Genomic DNA, 17375 nt, shown 5'->3' on the forward strand with positions numbered 1-17375 from the left:
GAGAGGCGGGACATCCGCGCAGGGATGCCCTGCCAGTACGTGGGCCATCCCCTTCCTCCTGAAGGATGCTGCCCGATTCCGGTCTGCATGCGCGAACCGGAACAGTGTCATGGTGCGCTACGAAGGAGGCGATTGCAAGACGTCCGGCGGAGTATCGTTAATCGCGGCGGCCGCCCTCGCCCGTCACCACGTCGAACAGCGGGAAGAAGAGGAAGCCGAAGAGGAAGCCGCCAATATGCGCCTCCCAGGCCACAGCGCCCCCTTCGACCGGGCCGAAGAGCTGGCCCACGCCGATGAGGAAATTGGTGAGGAACCAGATGCCGGAAAAGACGAGGACCGAGCGATTGGCAAGCGCCTCGCGAATTGTGAGGCGCCGGTTGAGATGGGCGAACTGCCGGCTGACGCGCCCGCTCGGCGAGAAGACGAACCGCGCGGCCGCCCCCATGAGGCCGGACACGACACCGGAAGCGCCGACGACGAGGATCATCGTTCCCCAGTGCAGTGCCGTGTGGAAGGCGACGGCCGCCACGGCGGAAAGACACCAGAACAGGAAGAAGCGGAAAGGCCCGATGCGGCGCACGACCGGCGCGCCGAAGGCGACCATCCAGAAGCCGTTGAAGATCAGGTGCTCCCAGCCGCCGTGCAGCAGCGAATAGGTGATCGGGCTCCAGAGCCAGCCGAGATCCTGATCGGCGAGCGGAACGGTGTAGCGCGCCGGAACGAAGGCGAACCGCAGGAGCACGAACTCATCGGTATAGGGCGACAGGATATAGGTGCGTACCAGATGGATCAGCGTCAGCAGACCCAGCATGAAAACGAGGCTGCCCGGCAGGTTGAAGGCTGGTTCCCGCTTGCGGATTTCCGGCGCGCCCACCTGCGCTCCGATGTCGTCGCCACTCATGACCGATCCACCAAATTCATAAAACAGAATCGCGCTTATACAGAGAAAAGAAAGGCCGTGCAGCTTTCGCTGACGGCCGATGCCCCCAATCCCCGGGGCGGAAGTCGATGTGCAGTAAACCATTCCCTCGCGGAGGGATGAGTGGATACTTCCCCAAGCCGCCCCCAGGCGCAATCGAAACCAATCGTTAACCTTAATATCGCGGTGGCACGAAACTCGCTCCGTCTTGGTCAGCAGCACCGTTCGCCGCCCCGGGCGTGCCGTAACGGAACAGACAGGACAGGAAGACGACCATGCAGACGAAGGCCGCGACGGCGCTTTACGATTATTGGACACGCCAGCGCGGCGAGCGCGCTGTCCCGCTGCGCAGCGCCATCGAACCGGCGGATATCGCGGCGATCCTGCCGGATGTCTTCATTCTGGAGGGCGGCCAGCCGCAGCCTCCCTGCTTCCGGCTTGCCGGCACGCGCCTGTGCGCGCAGTTCGGCCGGGAGCTTAAGGGGCTGGATTTCGCGGCACTTTTCGCCCCCGACCAGCGCGGCCGGATCGCGAAGGTCGCAGACAACGTCATGACGCAGGCCATGCCCGCGGTCCTGCGGGTGCAGCTCGTGGACGGCGCGCTGGACACGACCGAGGCGGAAATCGCGCTGCTGCCGCTCGCGACGACGGCCCGGACGGCGGACCGCATCATCGGCGCCTTCGCTCCCCTGCCCGGCCAGCGCCAGCCGCTTTCGGCCTTCCGCTATGCCACGCTCGGATCCCTGTCCGTCATCGACCCGGCCCGCATGCACGACCTTGCCGGCAACCGCCCCGCAATCCCTGTGCCGACTTCCGTCATGGCCATGCGGCCGGCCGGTTTCGGCCAGAAGGTCAGCCAGGTCATGCACCTGCGCATCTTCGAGGGCGGCCGGCGGCCCGAGGAAACGTAAGGGCACAGCCAGGACAAACCGCGCGAATGCCGGCCCGTGGCGATATTTCCAGTTGCGGCAAACCTTCTGTTAACCTCGAAAGGTTAAAGCTTGGAAACAGTTTGGATGATCAGGCTCGCGTGTTCATGTATTCCTTTCAGCAAGCAACGCCCGCCCGGAAACCCCAGCCCGACCAGCGCAGCTTCCAGCGCGTCGCGGTGAATCTTTCCGGCCGCCTGATGCTCGCCAGCCACGACGAATACGACTGCACCGTCATCGACATGTCGCCGGGCGACGCCAGCTTCGTCTGCACCGCGCGCCCCCGCATGGGCGAGCGCATCATCGCCTATGTCGACCACCTCGGCCGCATCGAGGGCACCGTCGCCCTTCTCGGCGACCAGGGCTTCGCCATCCAGCTCAACGCCACGGACCGCAAGCGGGAAAAGCTCGCCGCCCAGCTCACCTGGATCGCCAACAAGCACGAACTCGGCCTGCCGGAAGACCGCCTCACCCCGCGCAACACGCGGACCGACCTGACGCTCGACGACGGGCGGCGCTACCCCTGCCGCATCATCGACCTCTCGCTTTCCGGCGCCGCGGTGGATATCGACGTGCGCCCAGCGCTCGGCACCCCGGTGCAGCTCGGCAGCATGAAAGGCAAGGTCGTGCGCCACTTCCAGGAAGGCGTCGCCATCGAATTCTCCTCCGTCCAATCCCGCGAGGCGCTAACCTCGTTCCTGTAGCGTTTCAGAACGTTCGACAGCCGTAACCGTTTCGAAAAGGCCCCACGGGGCCTTTTGCTGTTTCAGGCTGGCCTCAAAAGAATCAAAAAAATCTGCGTCCGCCAAATCGATCCCCGACCGTCCTGTATGCTCGCGAGACAAGCACGATCTCCACCAAGCATTGCGGCAGCCGACGCTACGCCACGAAACAGGCGCCGCGGTAAGCGACAGAACGACCGAGACCACGCCATTTTTCCGCAAAAATCCCCGTAAAATCAAATATATGGCATGAAATCGCCAACCTATCCGGCGCAGGCATTTCATTCAATTTTTAATCAAAAGCGATTCAAATACAGATAAAATCAATTTCGAATTTTATTCTTATTTTGTACTTATACGATCTTGATTTGAACTAAGTTATACTTCGGCTTTTCGCGTAGGATCAAAACATACGTGTCATTGTGACCTCATCAAACGGGGACAAACACAATGACAAAAACGATCAAGACAGGGACGCTTGCCTTCCTCTTCTCTCTTGTCGCGGCGCAGGCCGCCATGGCGCTGCCGGCGAACACGCCGCTGGCCGGCGCGACCAACCAGCCCATCGGCCATTACGAATTCTGCAAGCAGTACAGCGACGAATGCGGCCCCAACGGCAAGGACGACGGCCCGCTCAAGCTGACGCAGGAAAACTGGCAGACCATCCTCAACGTCAACTACGCCGCCAACACCGACTACGTGCCGATGACCGACATGGAAATCTACGGCACGGAGGAAAAGTGGACCTACCCGGACGGCGCGGCGGACTGCGAGGACTACGTCCTCATCAAGCGCAAGCACCTGATGGAAGCCGGCATTTCTCCGTCCAACCTGCTGATCACCGTCGTGCTGCAACCCAACGGCGAAGGCCATGCCGTGCTCACCGTGCGCACCGATCGCGGCGACTTCGTGCTCGACAACATGCGCAACAAGGTCCTGCTCTGGTCTGAAACCGAATACCGCTTCCTCAAGCGCCAGTCCTCGGCCAATTCCGGCAAGTGGGTGAAGCTGCAGGACGGCCGCGCCGAAGCTGTCGGTAGCGTCAAGTAATCCACGACTTGCCCGGCGACACCGCCGGACACGAAAAAGGGCCCGGTCAGTCCCCCAATCCCCGTCCCCGACCAAGGCCCTGCGGCCGGTTCTCCTGTCCCGGAACCGGCCGCTTTCTTTTCCGCCCCCTCGCCCGGCCGCATCTCAACCAAAAATTAACCCTGTTCGCAGACGCTCCTGAAAAATCCCCACACGGACGGGAATCGGCGCGAGGCGAGAATGGCTGCGGTAACGACCGGCAATGAAGAACATGCCCCGCTCATCTCCAACCGCTTCCTCACGCGCCTGACCATCGGCGTCGCAATGCTCGCGAGCCTGACGGTGGCGATCAGCGTCGGCGGCCGCATGCTCGGCGAACGCATCGCCCTTGCCGGCCACACCGAGAGCACCGAGGCGATCGACGTCGTCATCGGGCAGGACCAGATCCGCCTGCCGGCCAACACGATCCGCTTCGAGGAAGAGCGACGCACCGGCCGCGCCGAGCGCGTCGACCTCTATCTGACCTGGCCTGAAATGAACGGCTACTCCAACGGCGAGCGCGCGCGCTTCAATGACGCGAACCATCCCGAGAGCCTGATTTTCCTCAATCTTTCACAGAGCACCATGTCGCGGGACATGTCCGGCCGGCTGGAGCCGATCTACAGCCACCTCTTCGACGACCGCCCCGAACCGGGGCCCGCCGGCCTCACCCGCCAGCCGCTGAAGGAAAATTCCGGCTATGGCGGCGAGGTTTTCTTCACCGGCATCCTGCCCGACGGCTCCGACTATGCGGTGCGCTGCATGATCCCGGCCGACGATGCGCAGTCGACGAGCGCCGATTGCCAGCGCGATATCCACATCGGCCGCGATCTTTCCGTGCTCTACCGTTTTTCGAGCAGACTTTTGCCGCAGTGGCGGGCCATGGAGGCGCGCGTTCGCGACTATCTCGGCCGGTCCCTGATGGAGAACGGCCGCACCGCCTCCGCCATCCGCCCCCGATAAAACAGCACCAATCTCAGAAACCAATGATTCATCATAAACCGATTGGTAACGCTGTGCCGCTACTGTGCCCGAAACGGTCGCTCCGGCAGATCACCCGAACGACATGTGCAATCCGAGACTGAAGAGTAACGTAGTGTCCCGTTCCGCAATCCTCGATTTCTTCCCCCGCTCCTGTCAGGCTATTGCCAATGCGGCGAAAGGTCTGGCGATGATCGGGATGGTCGCCACCGTCGCTTTCGCAGCCCCGGCCGCTGCCGCGCCGAAATATGCCGGCATCGTCATCGACGCGAAGACGGGCAAGGTGCTCTACAGTGAAGACGCCGACGCGCTGCGCTATCCGGCCTCGCTCACCAAGATGATGACGCTGTATCTGACCTTCGAGGCGCTCGAAGCCGGCAAGATCAGCCTCAATTCCCGCGTGCCCTTCTCCAAGAACGCATCGAGCGAGCCGCCGACCAAGCTTGGCGTACGCCCTGGCAATTCCATCACGGTGGAACAGGCCATCCTCGGCCTCATCACCCGCTCGGCCAACGACGCCTCCACGGCGCTCGCCGAATTCCTCGGCGGCTCGGAAGAGCGCTTCGCCCGCCTGATGACGCAGAAGGCCCGTGCGCTCGGCATGACGCGCACCGTCTATCGCAACGCCAACGGCCTTCCCAACACGGCGCAGGTGACGACGGCGCGCGACCAGGCCCGTCTCGGCATCGCGCTGCGCCAGCATTTCCCGCAGTATTATTCCTTCTTCTCCACCCGCAGCTTCCGCTTCGGCAAGCAGGTCATCAACGGCCATAACCGCCTGCTCGGCAGCGTGCGCGGCGTCGACGGCATCAAGACCGGCTATACCCGCGCTTCGGGCTACAATCTCGTGACCTCGGCCATGGCCGATGGTCGCAGCGTCGTCGGCGTCGTCATGGGCGGCCGTTCGGGCGGCGCCCGCGACCAGCAGATGCGCAAGCTGATCGCCGCCTATATGCCGAAGGCCTCGCGCCGCGGCGGTGGCGACCTGATCGCCGAGACCGAGGACGCCCCGACGCTGACGGCGGATGTCGCAACGACGGCCGTCACCGCCTCCGCCGCTTCGGTCAAGGGCAGCCTCGACCTGCCGGAAAACGGCCCGGTCCCGGCCGGCCGCTACAATGAAGGCCGCATCGAGACGGCTTACGCCACCACGGAAAGCAGCTCGGAAGTCGTCGGCAAGCGGGCGCTCGCCGCCACCCTCAAGGTCCAGCGTGCCGCCGTCGTTCCGCAGGAAGACCTGACGGGCGAAGTGGAAACCACCAACAGCATCGTCGACAACCTGACCACCTCGGCCGTTTCCGAAGCCACGCCCTCGGGCTGGGTGATCCAGATCGGCGCGACGCCGGACCGTGATCAGGCCAACAAGCTGCTCGAAAAGGCGCAGAACCAGGGCGGCAAGTCGCTCTCCAGCGCAAAGCCTTTCACCGTGGCGGTCAACAACGGCAGCGAACAGCTCTTCCGCGCCCGTTTCGGCGGCTTCGACAATCAGGATCGCGCGGCAGCCGCCTGCAAGGTGCTGAAGCGTAAGGGCTTCGCCTGCTGGGCCAGCCAACAGTAAGAACACCGGACCGCGCCGGCAGCGGCGCGTCCCGAACTACCGCCTTGCACCCGCAACGGCCACCGGTGAGGTATTGCGTACCGGAGGTCGCGGGGGAAGGCCGGCAAGCCCTTCAAAAGGCTCTGCCATCCTCGATTGGGTATTGCGTACGAGGCAGATCATGGCGATGAACGAGAACCTGTTCGATGTCCCCCCCACAGCGCGCGACGAAAAGCGCAAGTCGCTGAAGGGCACGCTTCACCCGCTGCACGAGGCGGCGATGCGGATCGCGGATATCGGGCTTGGCCGTTCGCGCAACAAGACGAAGGATCTCGTCGGCATGCTGCTGGCGCACGGCGCACGCGCCTGGCGCTCGGGCCAGCCTTCGGCCGGCATCCACTTGCATGTCGGCGCAAGCGAGCGCCGCTATCCGGTTCGCCTGCGTCTTCGCTGAAACCGTTCAGAGCAGGCCGAGTTCGGCCAGTTCCCGGCGCAGCTCAAGCGGCAGGTCCGCAGCGCCCTCGCCCATGTTCTTCAGATCGCGCGGCGCGTCGTCGTCCGTCAGGTAGCGCCAGCCCTGGAAGGCACGGCGCGGCTGGAATTCGGTCTCGATGACCTCCGGCCCGAGCACCAGCTCGCAGCGCGAAATCCCGTCGACATCGGTGAAGGTCTTGATGCCCAGCAATTGCTGACGCGCCTGCACCTGCCCCTTGATCACCCAATAGAGCGAGCCGCCGTCGAGAAGCTCCTGGTCGCGCTTGGGGATCATGCGGGTGATGTGGCTGGAATGCGGCTCCATGCCCGCCGCCATCGCGATCAGCGACCGTTCGGACACCCATTCACGCAGATCGTCGATCGAGTCCGCGCCGACACAGAGTTTGATGAGATGCAGGGCCATGCCCCTTTGAACGCCCTTGCGGCGGCCCGGTCAAGGGGCCGCCGTGTCGCACTCCACAGCCAAGGCCCGTCGATCAGCACTCCACCACGTTGACGGCAAGGCCGCCGGTGGAGGTTTCCTTGTACTTCTCGTTCATGTCGACGCCCGTCTGGCGCATCGTCTCGATGCAGGCGTCGAGCGGAACGAAATGCGTGCCGTCCCCCTTGATGGCGAGCGAGGCGGCCGTCACCGCCTTCACAGCGCCGAGCGCATTGCGCTCGATGCAGGGCACCTGCACGAGGCCGGCAATGGGATCGCAGGTCATGCCGAGGTGATGCTCCAGCGCGATCTCGGCGGCATTCTCGACCTGTTCCGGCGAACCGCCCATGACGGCGGCAAGACCGGCAGCGGCCATGGCGGAGGCGGAACCCACCTCCCCCTGACAGCCGACTTCTGCGCCCGAGATCGAGGCATTGTGCTTGATGATGCCGCCGACGGCGGCAGCCGTCAGCAGGTAGTCGCGGATGCCGTCCTGGTCGGCGTCCTCATGGAAATGCAGGTAGTAGCGGATGGTCGCAGGCACGACGCCCGCAGCGCCGTTGGTCGGCGAGGTGACGACCCGGCCGCCGGCCGCATTCTCCTCGTTGACGGCCATGGCGTAGACCGAGAGCCAGTCGTTGGCGAGCAGCGGATTGGCCTTGTTGGAGCGCCACTCCTCCTGCAGCTTGTCATGAATGGAGCGGGCGCGGCGGCGCACCTTCAAGCCGCCCGGCATTATGCCTTCGTTCTTCAGGCCCCGGTCGATGCAGCTCTTCATCGCCTCCCAGATGCGGTCGAGGCCGGCATTCAGCTCCTCGCGCGACATGGTGGCTTCCTCGTTCGCGCGCTTCATCTGCGCGATGGTCATGCCGGAACGCTCCGCCATTTCCAGCATCTGCTTGGCCGAGGCGAAGGGGAACGGCACCTTCTTGTCGCTGGAGCGCGCCTTGCTGGCGCGCATCTGTTCCAGTTCCGTATCGGTGACGACGAAACCGCCGCCGACGGAATAATAGATGCGCTTGAGCAGCAGGCGGTCGTCGCGGTCATAGGCCGAGAAGGTCATGCCGTTGGCATGGCCGGGCAGCGGGTTTTTCTTGTCGAAGATCAGGTCGGTCTTCGGCTGGAAGGCGTAGCCCGGATGGCCGGGCGGCGTGATGCGGCCGGTGCGCTCGACCTCTTCGATGATCGCGTCCATGCGGTCGGGATCGACCGAATCGGGACGCTCGCCCATCAGGCCGAGGATGACGGCGCGGTCGGAGCCGTGGCCGACGCCGGTATAGGCGAGCGAGCCATGCAGGCTCATGCGGACGGCGGCGACATGCGCGCCGGACGGACGCGGCCAGTCCGAGGAAAGAATCAGGTCCAGAAAGCGGTTCGCCGCCGACATCGGCCCCATCGTGTGGGAACTCGACGGCCCGATACCGATCTTGAAAACATCGAAAACCGAAAGAAACATTGCCTGGACTTCTCCCTTGCCTCGGTAGGCGCCTTGACCCCTGAGGCTACGTTATCCTGCCGCGCTCCCATGGCGGTCTCCCGACATCGGTTTTTACGAGCGCGACATCCCCCTCCGGCAAGTCTTAAAACAAAAACAGCGCGCCTGGGAGGGGCGCGCTGTTGATGTAAGGACGATTGGCCGGTCTTTTCAGATGCCGCCGAAGAGATAGGCGATGACCAGAACGGCGCCAAAACCGAGGACTGCGCGGGCGGTGACGCCCCAGCAGGATTTCTGAACAGTGCTTTCCATGATTGCCCCGATGGAAGATATCGTTGCAGCCGCCATCCCGGCGCTGCGTGAGGCCCTGTTTAATGAAGAATTCATGAAACCGCAATCGCGAAAAATGGCGAAACCAAGGCGCGAGCGGCATGGGAGCCCCGCGCCCAGCGCATGACCTGTCGCAAAATCAGACAGTTGCGGGCATGCGGCCGCGAAATGTGCCGCCCACTTTTCGCCCAAGGTCTGAACGCCCTCCACAGGCCTGCCTTGGGGCGCTTGCAAAATGCGCAATCCATGGCACAACGCTCGACCATGAGCACTCCGGACCTGATCGCCCTCGCCCTCTTCATCGCCCTCTGGATGGCCTATTCCTTTATCACGGACCGGGCGCGGTTTTTCGACCGGGTCAGCCTCACGCGCGCCATGAGTTCGCAGCGCGCCGTATGGATCCGCAATGCCATGCACCGGGACCTACGGATGATCGATACGCAGATCATGGCGGGCCTGCAGAACGGGACGGCTTTCTTCGCCTCCACCTCGCTGCTGGCGCTCGGCTCCTGCTTTGCGCTGCTCGGCGCGACGGAGCAGGTTTTCGCCATCTTCAGCGACCTGCCCTATTTCTTCCGCGGCAGCCGGGCCGGCTTCGAGCTGAAGGTCGGCGGCCTTGCCATCATCTTCGGCTATGCCTTCTTCAAGTTCGGCTGGTCCTACCGGCTCTTCAACTATTGCACCATCCTGCTCGGCGCGATGCCGATGAGCGGCGACGTCCACAAGGACCCGGCCGGGGCGGACCTCGCCGCCGACAAGGTCATCCGCATGAACATCCTGGCGGCGAAGCACTTCAACAAGGGGCTGCGCGCCATCTTCCTGTCGATCGGCTATCTCGGCTGGTTCGTCAGCCCCTACCTGTTCATCCTGACGACCGCCGGCATCGTCGTCGTGCTCATCCGGCGGCAGTTCTATTCCGAAGCGCGCCTCGCCGTGCTCGAACGTCTCGACTGACATCTCCCCCGAACGGCCTCCTTTCGGCCATCCGCCCGGCGCAAGCTTGGCGTGACACTCTGCTATGGAACAAGCAATGCGGCGAACCCGAACCATGATGACGACGGTGATTGACGGCAATGCAGCAGGACAGGACGCCGCGACGACGCGCCGCCTGCCGCGCATTCCGCTGATCGACCAGGCCCGCGGCGTCGCGCTGATCGCCATGGCGATCTACCACTTCACCTGGGACCTCGGCTTCTTCGGCTATATCGAACCGGAAACGGCGGCGACCGGCGGCTGGCGCATCTTCGCCCGCATGATCGCCGGCAGCTTCCTCTTCCTCGTCGGCTTCAGCCTCGTGCTCGGTCACCAAAATGGCTTTCGCCCGCGGCCCTTCTTCATCCGCCTCGGCAAGATCGCGGCGGCGGCGGCGGCCATCACCGTCGCCACGTGGTTCGCCTTCCCACAGACCTTCATCTTCTTCGGCATCCTGCATGCCATCGCCGCCGCAAGCCTGATCGGCCTTTTCTTCGTGCGCCTGCCGGTCGTCGTCACGCTGCTTGCCGCCGCCGCGGCCGTTGCAGCGCCGCTTTACCTGCGCGCACCGTTCTTCGATCATCCGGCCCTCTGGTGGGTCGGCCTTTCCGTCAACGTGCCGCGCTCGAACGATTATGTGCCGCTGCTGCCATGGATCGCGCCGGTGCTGCTCGGCATCGCCCTTGCAAGGCTCTTCGTCGCAAGCCCGCTTCCCGAGCGGCTCGCCGGCTACGGCAATGCGACGAAAGGCCGGTGGAAAACCCTGCTGGAGGCGGCCGGCCGCCACAGTCTCGCCATCTACCTTATCCATCAGCCGGTGCTGATAGCCTTGGTCTACGGCGCTTCGCTGGTCGTTCCAGCGCCTGCGCCGGACCCCGTCGCCGAATACACGAAGAGCTGCATGCGCGCCTGCGAAGGCGAGCGGGATACCGGCTTCTGCCGGAGCTTCTGCGGCTGCACGCTGGACGGGCTGATGGAACAGGACCTCTTCGCCGACCTGAACAGCGGCAAGATCGACATCACGACGGACGAGCGGATCGCAACGCTCTCCTCGCAATGCACGGCAGACGCGGAAACGAGACCCGACCCGAAGGAGTAGGATCATGAACGCCTATCGCATGAAGCCACTCGCCTTTCCCTGGCCCCCGCTGATCTACGGCGCGGCCATAGCGGCGGCCTTCCTGCTCCAGGCGTATTTTCCGCTCGCGGTCGCCGAAACCAATATCTGGATCGCCCGGGCGGCGGGCGGCATCCTGATCGTGACCGCCATCGTGCTCGATGTGTGGGCCATGCGCACGCTGCTCGACTGCCACACGACGATCCTGCCGAACCGCTGCTCGACGCATCTGGTGACATCCGGCCCCTACCGCTTCACCCGCAATCCCATCTATCTCGGCTATACGCTGGCGACGGCCGGCATCGGGCTGGCGATGCTCAATCCGTGGTGCATCGTCACGGCCATGGTCGCCGCCGGCACGACAAGCATCATCGCCATCAAGCGCGAGGAGATGCATCTGCTCTCGCGCTTCGGCATCGATTTCGAACGCTATTGCAACGGAACGACGCGCTGGATCTGAGCGCGTCTCAGGTGCCGACGCCGATTTCGGCGAGGCGCGTCAGGCAGGCTTCCTCGACATTGTCGAGTTCGGCCAGCGTTTCCTCGATATCGCGGCGCTTCTGGCGCAGCTCGTCGCGCTTTTCGATGACCTTGTTCATCAGCATTTCAAGCTGACCGACTTCGCCCGGCGGATCCTTATAGACTTTGATGATGTCGCGAATCTCGGCGATGGTGAAGCCGATGCGGCGGCCGCGCAGGATTTCCTGGATCAGCCGGCGGTCTGCGGGGCGGAAAAGGCGCGTGCGACCGCGACGCTCGGGGTTGATGAGCCCCTCGTCCTCGTAGAAGCGCAAGGTGCGGGTGGAAACCCCGAATTCGCGCGTCAGCTCGGTTATGGTATAAAACTTGTCCACGCCTGCTCCGATCTTCTCTGAGCAGGCATTTTATTGACTTTTACGTATAAGTCAATTTTTCCCGTTCAATGGATGGCGAACCACCATGTAGCGAGCCCGAGAAACGCGAAGAAACCGACGATATCGGTGACGGCCGTTACAAAAACCGCGGAGGAAACCGCAGGGTCCGCCCCCGCCCGGTCGAGAAACAGCGGGATCGCTATCCCCGCCAGCGCCGCCGCCGTCATGTTGATCAGCATGGCCGCCGCGATGACGCCGCCGATATTGGGATCGTGGAACCAGACGCCCGCCACGATGCCGATCATGACGCCGAAGGCCATGCCATGCAGCAGGCCGACGCCCGCCTCGCGCCGCACGACGCGCCAGGCGTTGTGAATGTCGAGATTGCGGGTGGCGAGCGCCCGCACGGTGACCGTCATGGTCTGCGAGCCGGCATTGCCGCCCATGCCGGCGACGATGGGCATCAGCACGGCGAGCGCCACGATCTCCTCGATCGTGCCCTCGAAAAGCGAAATGACGGACGCCGCAAGGAAGGCCGTCAGCAGATTGACCAGCAGCCAGGGCGCTCGCGAGCGCACGGTCTCGATGGTGGTGTCCGACAGTTCTTCGTCGCCGACGCCGCCGAGGCGCAGCAAGTCCTCCTCCGCCTCTTCCTGGATGACGTCGACCACGTCGTCGATAGTGAGCACGCCAACGAGGCGGCCGTTCTCGTCCACGACGGCGGCGGACAGAAGGTCGTACTGCTCGAAGAGCTGCGCAGCCTCTTCCTGGTCCATTTCGGCCGGAATCGGATGGTTCGTCTCCTGCATGATCGTCTCGACCTTGGTGCCGCGATGGGTGCGCAGGATGCGGTCGAGGTCGATGGCGCCGAGCAGGCGGAAGGTCGGGTCGATGACGAAGATCTGTGAAAAGCTGTCCGGCAGGTCGGCATCGTCGCGCAGATAGTCGATCGTCTGGCCGACCGTCCAGAACGGCGGCACGGCGACGAACTCGGTCTGCATGCGGCGCCCGGCCGTGCTTTCGGGATAATCCAGCGAGCGGCGCAGACGGATCCGTTCGGTGAACGGCAGCTTGGAGAGAATCTCCTCCTGATCCTCCTGGTCGAGGTCTTCCAGGATGTAGACGGCGTCGTCCGAATCCATCTCGCCGAGCGCGGCGGCGATCTGCTCGTTCGGCAGGTGCTCGACGATGTCGAGGCGGATCGCCTCGTCGACCTCGGTCAGCGCCGCAAGGTCGAAGTCCGCGCCAAGCAGCGAGACGAGCTGGCGGCGCTGTTCCGGCTGGATCGCTTCCAGCAGGTCGCCCATCTCCGATTCGTGCAGCCGCGCCACATGACGGTGCAGGAACAGGAGATCGCGGTCGGCGATGGCCGCACCGACATACATGAGGAAGTCCGAGCGGATCGAACCGTCCTCGGCATAGATGTCCTCGCCGTCGAAAGTGTCGTGCGCCGGCTCGCCCTCAGGGATGCGGTCGTCGTCGCCGGTGTCTTCCATCGGGCCGCTCCTTGTACCGGGATCGTCCGGCCGTGCGCTGCGGCAGAGCCGGATGACAGGGATTGCTTGGCTAGGGTTCGGTGCGACGCCGCCTGCCGAAGGCCCCGCCTTCCATCGTGCTAACGCAAAGCGCGCGGCCGGTCCATCGCCCGCAAGCGGCAAAAGCCGGCTCCACGTGAAAAAATCGCAAGCTGTTGCAACTTCATGCAAATCGCGCGATTCGCACGCCGCCATTTCCCCTTCGCCGCAAACAGGCTAGGAAAAGCCATCTCAACCGACATGCAGGAGCCGCCATGGCGATCCTCCCCATCCTCCGCTACCCCGATGCCCGCCTTCGCACGCCCTGCCACAGGATCGAGGCCTTCGACCAGCGCCTCGCAACCCTCGCCGACGATCTCGCCGCCACCATGCGCGCCGCGCCCGGCATCGGCATCACCGCCGCCCATGTCGGCATCGCCGAACGGCTGACGGTGATCGAGCTGGACGGCCCATCCTCGCTGCGCGTCTACGTAAACCCCAAGATCGAATGGTTCTCGCCCGAACTCCAGCGCCACACCGAAGGCAGCGTCTCCATGCCCGGCGTGACGGACGAGGTGGAACGCCCCGCCCGCATCCGCCTCACCTATCAGGACCTCAAGGGCACATCCTGCACGGAAGAAGCCGACGGCCTCCTCGCCGTCTGCCTCCAGCACGAAATCGACCAGCTCGACGGGATTTTCTGGATCGACCGGCTGTCGCGGCTGAAGCGCGAGCGCATCGTCAAGAAATTCCGGAAGATGGGTGAATAGTCTCCGGCTTTCCGGGAACCACCGGAAGCGTGCGGCGTTCAGGATTTATCCCAACCACAGGAAAGGAGACATCCCATGATCGCAGCAAACCAGATTCGCGAGCATATGGACGTCATGGCCGCGGACGGTCGCCATGTCGGCACCGTCGATCACATGGAAGGCGACAGCCGGATCAAGCTGACCAAAAGCGATTCGGCGGACGGCCGCCATCATCTCATTCCGCTCGACTGGGTCGATCACGTGGACGCCCACGTCCACCTCAACAAGGACGCCGATGAAGTGCGTCGGCAATGGTCGCCGGTGAACTGACGGCAACGCTGTCCGAACAATGAATGAAACGAAAGGCCGGCTCCCTGGAAGAGGGCCGGCGAGCGACCTTACGGCTCACGAAGCGCCCGACGCCTCTGCAAGCTTTTCCTTGCAATGATGCCGCGTCATGGCCGTTTCCAGATTGCGCCTTCCCCGCCCGTCCGCCTCCGCCTCCGCCTTCGCGGCCTCCATGCTCCTGCACCAATCCGCGTCCAGGACATGATCGGGGATGCGCGGCATGCAGGATGCAAGCATGAGCAGCGAACAAAGGGCAAGGACACGCATCGCGGAAATCTCCCCAACCGGCAGCTCGGTAAACCTTGAAAACAAAAAACCCGGCACTAGGTCGGGTTTTTTTGGTGCGGTCGAGAAGACTCGAACTTCCACGGGTTGCCCCACAGCGACCTCAACGCTGCGCGTCTACCAATTCCGCCACGACCGCATCGTGGTAGGTGTCGTCTTGCGGCGACGGAGGTGCATGTAGCAAAAGGTTTTTGGGTACACAAGGCCGTGCGGCAAGAAAAATGACGGAAAGCGAAACAATTTCAACAGGGCCTGTGCGAAAGCCCGGAAACCCCTGAAATCCTTGCACGATCGCCCCTATATCTGGCACAATGAAAGCAAAAAGGACGGCCCTCATGCAGCGTCAGGACATTTCCGCTTCCCTTCTTGCCGCAGAAGGCTCGCCGCCGGTGCGCTGGCGGGTCGCGCGCGACCTCGTGCCCTATGACGTCGCCGTCGAAACCATGGAAAAGGAGGCGGCGGCGATTGCCAATGGGGAGGCAGACGAACTCGTCTGGCTCGTCGAGCACCCGCCGCTCTATACGGCCGGCACCAGCGCGGACGCGGTCGATCTGGTCGCGCCGGATCGCTTCCCGGTGTTTTCCACAGGCCGCGGCGGCGAGTATACCTATCACGGCCCCGGCCAGCGCGTCGTCTATGTCATGCTCGACCTGAAGCGCCGCCGGCAGGATGTGCGCGCTTTCGTGGCGGCGCTGGAGGCCGTGGTGATCGATGCGCTCGATTCCATGAATGTGCGCGGCGAGCGGCGCGAAGACCGCGTCGGCGTCTGGGTCAGGCGGCCGGAGCGGCCCGCGCTGCCGGATGGCTCGCCCGCCGAGGACAAGATCGCCGCGATCGGCATCCGTCTGCGCCGCTGGGTGAGCTTCCACGGCTTCTCGCTGAACGTCGATCCCGACCTCGAGCACTTTTCCGGAATCGTGCCCTGCGGCATCCGTGGCTATGGCGTGACGAGCCTCGTGGATCTCGGCCTGCCCGTCATGATGAGCGACGTCGACATGCGGATCCGCGATTCGTTCGAGCACGTTTTCGGACCGACCGTTTCCGACGCGGACTGTCGGCCGGCCTAGAGCATTTCCAGCCGAAGCGGGCTCGCTTCGGCGTCGGACAATGCGGTAAAAACAAAATCCTGAAGCATTTCCGGTGAACCGGAGTTTGCCGGAAATGCTTTCGTCACTCGAAGGCGATATCGGCGGCGGCCTGCCGGCTCCGGTGCTCGCGCCAGATGATGAAGAGGCCGGAGGCGACGATGATGGCGATGCCCAGCCATTTGGACGGCGTCGGGAAGTCGCCGAAGATCGCGTAGCCGAGCACCGTCGCGGAGATGATCTCGAAATACTGGAACGGCGCGAGCAGCGAGAGCGGCGCCATGCGGAAGGCGCGCACCACCAGCATATGGGCATAGCCGGACAGCGCGCCGAGAATGACGAGAAGCGCCAGCGTGAAGAGCGACGGCGGCAGGGAAATCGCAAAATCGGCGATGCCGGCCGAAGAGCCGGCAAGGAGCGCCGCGCCCATGAAGAGCGTGCCGCCGAAGCCGGCGATGGTCTGCATGGTGAGCGGGGAATCGGCGGTGCCGAGGGCGCGGTTCATGAAGAGATAGATGGAGTAGAGGAAGGCGCAGGCGACCGGCAGCAGCGCGGTCCAGCCGAAGACGATGAAACTCGGCTGGATGACGATGAGCGCGCCGCCGAAGCCGACCATGATGGCGAGCCAGCGCCGCCAGCCGACACGCTCGCCGAGGAAGACCGCCGACATGGCGGTAAGGATGAAGGGCTCCACGAAGTAGATCGCGAAGACATCCGCCAACGGCATGTATTTCACCGCGGCAAAGAACAGCAGGCTGGCCGCCCCGTGGATCGCCCCGCGCAAAAGGTTCATCCACGGCCGTTTCGGCCGCAGCATGGCCGCGCCGGCGGCGGTGAAGATCAGCGGTACGGTGCAGAGGATCTGGAAGAAGAAGCGGTAGAACGTTACCTGCCCGGGCGACATGCCCGCATAGTTGGCCATGTATTTGGCGATGGCGTCCATGCAGGGCAGCATGAGCATGGCGGCCGCCATCAGCGCCACGCCCTGCATGACGCTTCCTTCCATCCGATCCCCGATGGGGCCTGCGGCCTTGTTCATGATGCGATTCGTCCTTCGCTTCCGATCCCCCTTTACCGCCTTACGACAGCACCGGAAATCCCGCCATTGCGCGGGCGGCGCAAAGCGGCGCATTTGAGGTAGAGACGCCGGCCCGCCTGCCTGTAGACTGACGAGGACAGGCAATGGAGGCCGTGATGACCTTTCCCGGCGAGAGCGAAAGCAACACCATCCCCTTCCCCTTGCGTCCCCGCGACGGCGACACGCTCGGCGGGCGCATCTGGCGGGCGCGCGACGCGCTCGGCTATTCGCTGGAAGACCTCGCCTGCCGCCTCGCCCTGCCGGAAGAGACGGTGGGCGGATGGGAACGCGACCATGCCGAGCCGGAGGCCGGAGCGCTCTTCAGGCTGGCCGAGACGCTGTGCGTTTCCCCTTCCTGGCTGATCGCCGGCATCGGCACGGCGCCGCCGGAGCCGGCCGGCAGCGAATATCTCTACCCGCTGCAATGCCGTCTCAGGGAGGTCCGGCAGTTGCACGAGCAGACGGGCAATGCAATCGCCGCGCTCGAAGCCGAAATCGCCCGGTTGATCGACAGGGATCGCGACTGATTTTTCCGA

At 64.1% G+C, this 17375-nt stretch carries 20 protein-coding genes and 1 tRNA gene; 13 read left to right on the plus strand and 8 right to left on the minus strand.

Annotation, left to right across the window (positions count from 1 at the left end; all coding sequences use genetic code 11):
• Nucleotides 1-157: 157 nt before the first annotated feature.
• Nucleotides 158-901 (minus strand): rhomboid family intramembrane serine protease, encoded by a 744-nt coding sequence (locus K8M09_RS08485; protein WP_160784312.1) that lies wholly within the window; start codon nucleotides 899-901, stop codon nucleotides 158-160.
• 293 nt (nucleotides 902-1194) lie between these two features.
• On the opposite strand from K8M09_RS08485, the gene K8M09_RS08490 reads away from it, so the two are divergent.
• From K8M09_RS08490 to K8M09_RS08515, 6 genes are all read left to right on the plus strand, one after another.
• Entirely contained in the window at nucleotides 1195-1830 is a 636-nt protein-coding gene (locus tag K8M09_RS08490) for a PAS domain-containing protein (RefSeq protein WP_160784313.1), read from the plus strand.
• A gap of 125 nt (nucleotides 1831-1955) precedes the next feature.
• Nucleotides 1956-2552, plus strand: a complete 597-nt coding sequence (locus K8M09_RS08495; RefSeq protein ID WP_160784314.1) for a PilZ domain-containing protein — start codon at nucleotides 1956-1958, stop codon at nucleotides 2550-2552.
• 468 nt (nucleotides 2553-3020) lie between these two features.
• Nucleotides 3021-3620, plus strand: a complete 600-nt coding sequence (locus K8M09_RS08500) for a transglutaminase-like cysteine peptidase (RefSeq protein WP_160784315.1) — start codon at nucleotides 3021-3023, stop codon at nucleotides 3618-3620.
• A gap of 219 nt (nucleotides 3621-3839) precedes the next feature.
• Entirely contained in the window at nucleotides 3840-4601 is a 762-nt protein-coding gene (locus tag K8M09_RS08505) for a hypothetical protein (protein WP_160784316.1), read from the plus strand.
• A gap of 103 nt (nucleotides 4602-4704) precedes the next feature.
• Entirely contained in the window at nucleotides 4705-6177 is a 1473-nt protein-coding gene (locus K8M09_RS08510; protein WP_160784317.1) for an SPOR domain-containing protein, read from the plus strand.
• A 160-nt stretch (nucleotides 6178-6337) separates the two neighbouring features.
• Nucleotides 6338-6610: a hypothetical protein gene (locus tag K8M09_RS08515; RefSeq protein WP_160784318.1), complete on the plus strand. Its 273-nt coding sequence runs from the start codon at nucleotides 6338-6340 to the stop codon at nucleotides 6608-6610.
• Nucleotides 6611-6616: 6 nt separating this feature from the next.
• Here K8M09_RS08515 and K8M09_RS08520 read toward each other — a convergent pair whose 3' ends face one another.
• On the minus strand, nucleotides 6617-7054 hold the full coding sequence (locus tag K8M09_RS08520) for a DUF1489 family protein (protein ID WP_160784319.1): 438 nt from the start codon (nucleotides 7052-7054) through the stop codon (nucleotides 6617-6619).
• Between the two features lie 73 nt (nucleotides 7055-7127).
• The gene (locus tag K8M09_RS08525; protein WP_160784320.1) at nucleotides 7128-8528 is read right to left on the minus strand and encodes an L-serine ammonia-lyase; all 1401 of its coding nucleotides are present in this window, start codon (nucleotides 8526-8528) and stop codon (nucleotides 7128-7130) included.
• A gap of 573 nt (nucleotides 8529-9101) precedes the next feature.
• Here K8M09_RS08525 and K8M09_RS08530 point away from each other — a divergent pair.
• From K8M09_RS08530 to K8M09_RS08540, 3 genes are all read left to right on the plus strand, one after another.
• The gene (locus K8M09_RS08530; protein WP_160784321.1) at nucleotides 9102-9791 is read left to right on the plus strand and encodes a DUF599 domain-containing protein; all 690 of its coding nucleotides are present in this window, start codon (nucleotides 9102-9104) and stop codon (nucleotides 9789-9791) included.
• A 76-nt stretch (nucleotides 9792-9867) separates the two neighbouring features.
• Nucleotides 9868-10908 carry a DUF1624 domain-containing protein gene (locus K8M09_RS08535; protein WP_229342248.1) on the plus strand — a complete coding sequence of 347 codons (1041 nt, stop codon included), beginning with the start codon at nucleotides 9868-9870 and terminating at the stop codon, nucleotides 10906-10908.
• Nucleotides 10909-10912: 4 nt separating this feature from the next.
• A complete protein-coding gene (locus tag K8M09_RS08540; RefSeq protein ID WP_160784322.1) occupies nucleotides 10913-11386 on the plus strand; it encodes a methyltransferase family protein in 474 nt (157 codons plus the stop codon).
• Nucleotides 11387-11393: 7 nt separating this feature from the next.
• On the opposite strand, the gene K8M09_RS08545 is transcribed toward K8M09_RS08540, so the two are convergent.
• Complete coding sequence (locus K8M09_RS08545) at nucleotides 11394-11780, minus strand: MerR family transcriptional regulator (RefSeq protein WP_160784323.1); 387 nt, start codon at nucleotides 11778-11780, stop codon at nucleotides 11394-11396.
• Between the two features lie 65 nt (nucleotides 11781-11845).
• A complete protein-coding gene (gene mgtE, locus K8M09_RS08550; RefSeq protein ID WP_160784324.1) occupies nucleotides 11846-13276 on the minus strand; it encodes a magnesium transporter in 1431 nt (476 codons plus the stop codon).
• Between the two features lie 293 nt (nucleotides 13277-13569).
• On the opposite strand from mgtE, the gene K8M09_RS08555 reads away from it, so the two are divergent.
• Together K8M09_RS08555 and K8M09_RS08560 are read left to right on the plus strand one after the other, a co-directional pair.
• Nucleotides 13570-14064 carry a peptide deformylase gene (locus tag K8M09_RS08555; RefSeq protein ID WP_160784325.1) on the plus strand — a complete coding sequence of 165 codons (495 nt, stop codon included), beginning with the start codon at nucleotides 13570-13572 and terminating at the stop codon, nucleotides 14062-14064.
• A gap of 75 nt (nucleotides 14065-14139) precedes the next feature.
• Nucleotides 14140-14373, plus strand: coding sequence for a DUF2171 domain-containing protein (locus K8M09_RS08560; RefSeq protein WP_160784326.1), 234 nt, complete (start codon nucleotides 14140-14142; stop codon nucleotides 14371-14373).
• Nucleotides 14374-14448: 75 nt separating this feature from the next.
• Here K8M09_RS08560 and K8M09_RS08565 read toward each other — a convergent pair whose 3' ends face one another.
• Both K8M09_RS08565 and K8M09_RS08570 read right to left on the minus strand, forming a co-directional pair.
• Entirely contained in the window at nucleotides 14449-14760 is a 312-nt protein-coding gene (locus K8M09_RS08565) for a hypothetical protein (RefSeq protein ID WP_160784327.1), read from the minus strand.
• Nucleotides 14731-14815: transfer RNA gene (locus tag K8M09_RS08570), tRNA-Leu, on the minus strand. The genes K8M09_RS08565 and K8M09_RS08570 overlap by 30 nt, the downstream gene beginning before the upstream one ends.
• A gap of 196 nt (nucleotides 14816-15011) precedes the next feature.
• Between K8M09_RS08570 and lipB the strand changes: the two genes are divergently transcribed.
• Nucleotides 15012-15743 (plus strand): lipoyl(octanoyl) transferase LipB, encoded by a 732-nt coding sequence (lipB, locus tag K8M09_RS08575; protein WP_160784328.1) that lies wholly within the window; start codon nucleotides 15012-15014, stop codon nucleotides 15741-15743.
• Between the two features lie 103 nt (nucleotides 15744-15846).
• On the opposite strand, the gene K8M09_RS08580 is transcribed toward lipB, so the two are convergent.
• Nucleotides 15847-16800: a DMT family transporter gene (locus K8M09_RS08580; protein ID WP_229342250.1), complete on the minus strand. Its 954-nt coding sequence runs from the start codon at nucleotides 16798-16800 to the stop codon at nucleotides 15847-15849.
• Nucleotides 16801-16955: 155 nt separating this feature from the next.
• On the opposite strand from K8M09_RS08580, the gene K8M09_RS08585 reads away from it, so the two are divergent.
• The gene (locus K8M09_RS08585; protein ID WP_160784329.1) at nucleotides 16956-17366 is read left to right on the plus strand and encodes a helix-turn-helix domain-containing protein; all 411 of its coding nucleotides are present in this window, start codon (nucleotides 16956-16958) and stop codon (nucleotides 17364-17366) included.
• Nucleotides 17367-17375 lie beyond the last annotated feature (9 nt).

The organism is Shinella zoogloeoides, from assembly GCF_020883495.1.
In the GTDB taxonomy this organism is placed as follows: Bacteria; Pseudomonadota; Alphaproteobacteria; order Rhizobiales; family Rhizobiaceae; genus Shinella; species Shinella zoogloeoides.

Coding starts and splice junctions, on each gene's coding strand:
- K8M09_RS08555 (WP_160784325.1), top strand. CDS start 13,570: ATGGCGATCCTCCCCATCCTCCGCTACCCCGATGCCCGCCTTCGCACG.
- K8M09_RS08525 (WP_160784320.1), bottom strand. CDS start 8,528: ATGTTTCTTTCGGTTTTCGATGTTTTCAAGATCGGTATCGGGCCGTCG.
- K8M09_RS08485 (WP_160784312.1), bottom strand. CDS start 901: ATGAGTGGCGACGACATCGGAGCGCAGGTGGGCGCGCCGGAAATCCGC.
- K8M09_RS08585 (WP_160784329.1), top strand. CDS start 16,956: ATGACCTTTCCCGGCGAGAGCGAAAGCAACACCATCCCCTTCCCCTTG.
- K8M09_RS08515 (WP_160784318.1), top strand. CDS start 6,338: ATGGCGATGAACGAGAACCTGTTCGATGTCCCCCCCACAGCGCGCGAC.
- K8M09_RS08530 (WP_160784321.1), top strand. CDS start 9,102: ATGAGCACTCCGGACCTGATCGCCCTCGCCCTCTTCATCGCCCTCTGG.
- lipB (WP_160784328.1), top strand. CDS start 15,012: ATGCAGCGTCAGGACATTTCCGCTTCCCTTCTTGCCGCAGAAGGCTCG.
- K8M09_RS08490 (WP_160784313.1), top strand. CDS start 1,195: ATGCAGACGAAGGCCGCGACGGCGCTTTACGATTATTGGACACGCCAG.
- mgtE (WP_160784324.1), bottom strand. CDS start 13,276: ATGGAAGACACCGGCGACGACGACCGCATCCCTGAGGGCGAGCCGGCG.
- K8M09_RS08510 (WP_160784317.1), top strand. CDS start 4,705: ATGTGCAATCCGAGACTGAAGAGTAACGTAGTGTCCCGTTCCGCAATC.
- K8M09_RS08495 (WP_160784314.1), top strand. CDS start 1,956: ATGTATTCCTTTCAGCAAGCAACGCCCGCCCGGAAACCCCAGCCCGAC.
- K8M09_RS08500 (WP_160784315.1), top strand. CDS start 3,021: ATGACAAAAACGATCAAGACAGGGACGCTTGCCTTCCTCTTCTCTCTT.
- K8M09_RS08540 (WP_160784322.1), top strand. CDS start 10,913: ATGAACGCCTATCGCATGAAGCCACTCGCCTTTCCCTGGCCCCCGCTG.
- K8M09_RS08505 (WP_160784316.1), top strand. CDS start 3,840: ATGGCTGCGGTAACGACCGGCAATGAAGAACATGCCCCGCTCATCTCC.
- K8M09_RS08580 (WP_229342250.1), bottom strand. CDS start 16,800: ATGAACAAGGCCGCAGGCCCCATCGGGGATCGGATGGAAGGAAGCGTC.
- K8M09_RS08535 (WP_229342248.1), top strand. CDS start 9,868: ATGCGGCGAACCCGAACCATGATGACGACGGTGATTGACGGCAATGCA.
- K8M09_RS08560 (WP_160784326.1), top strand. CDS start 14,140: ATGATCGCAGCAAACCAGATTCGCGAGCATATGGACGTCATGGCCGCG.
- K8M09_RS08520 (WP_160784319.1), bottom strand. CDS start 7,054: ATGGCCCTGCATCTCATCAAACTCTGTGTCGGCGCGGACTCGATCGAC.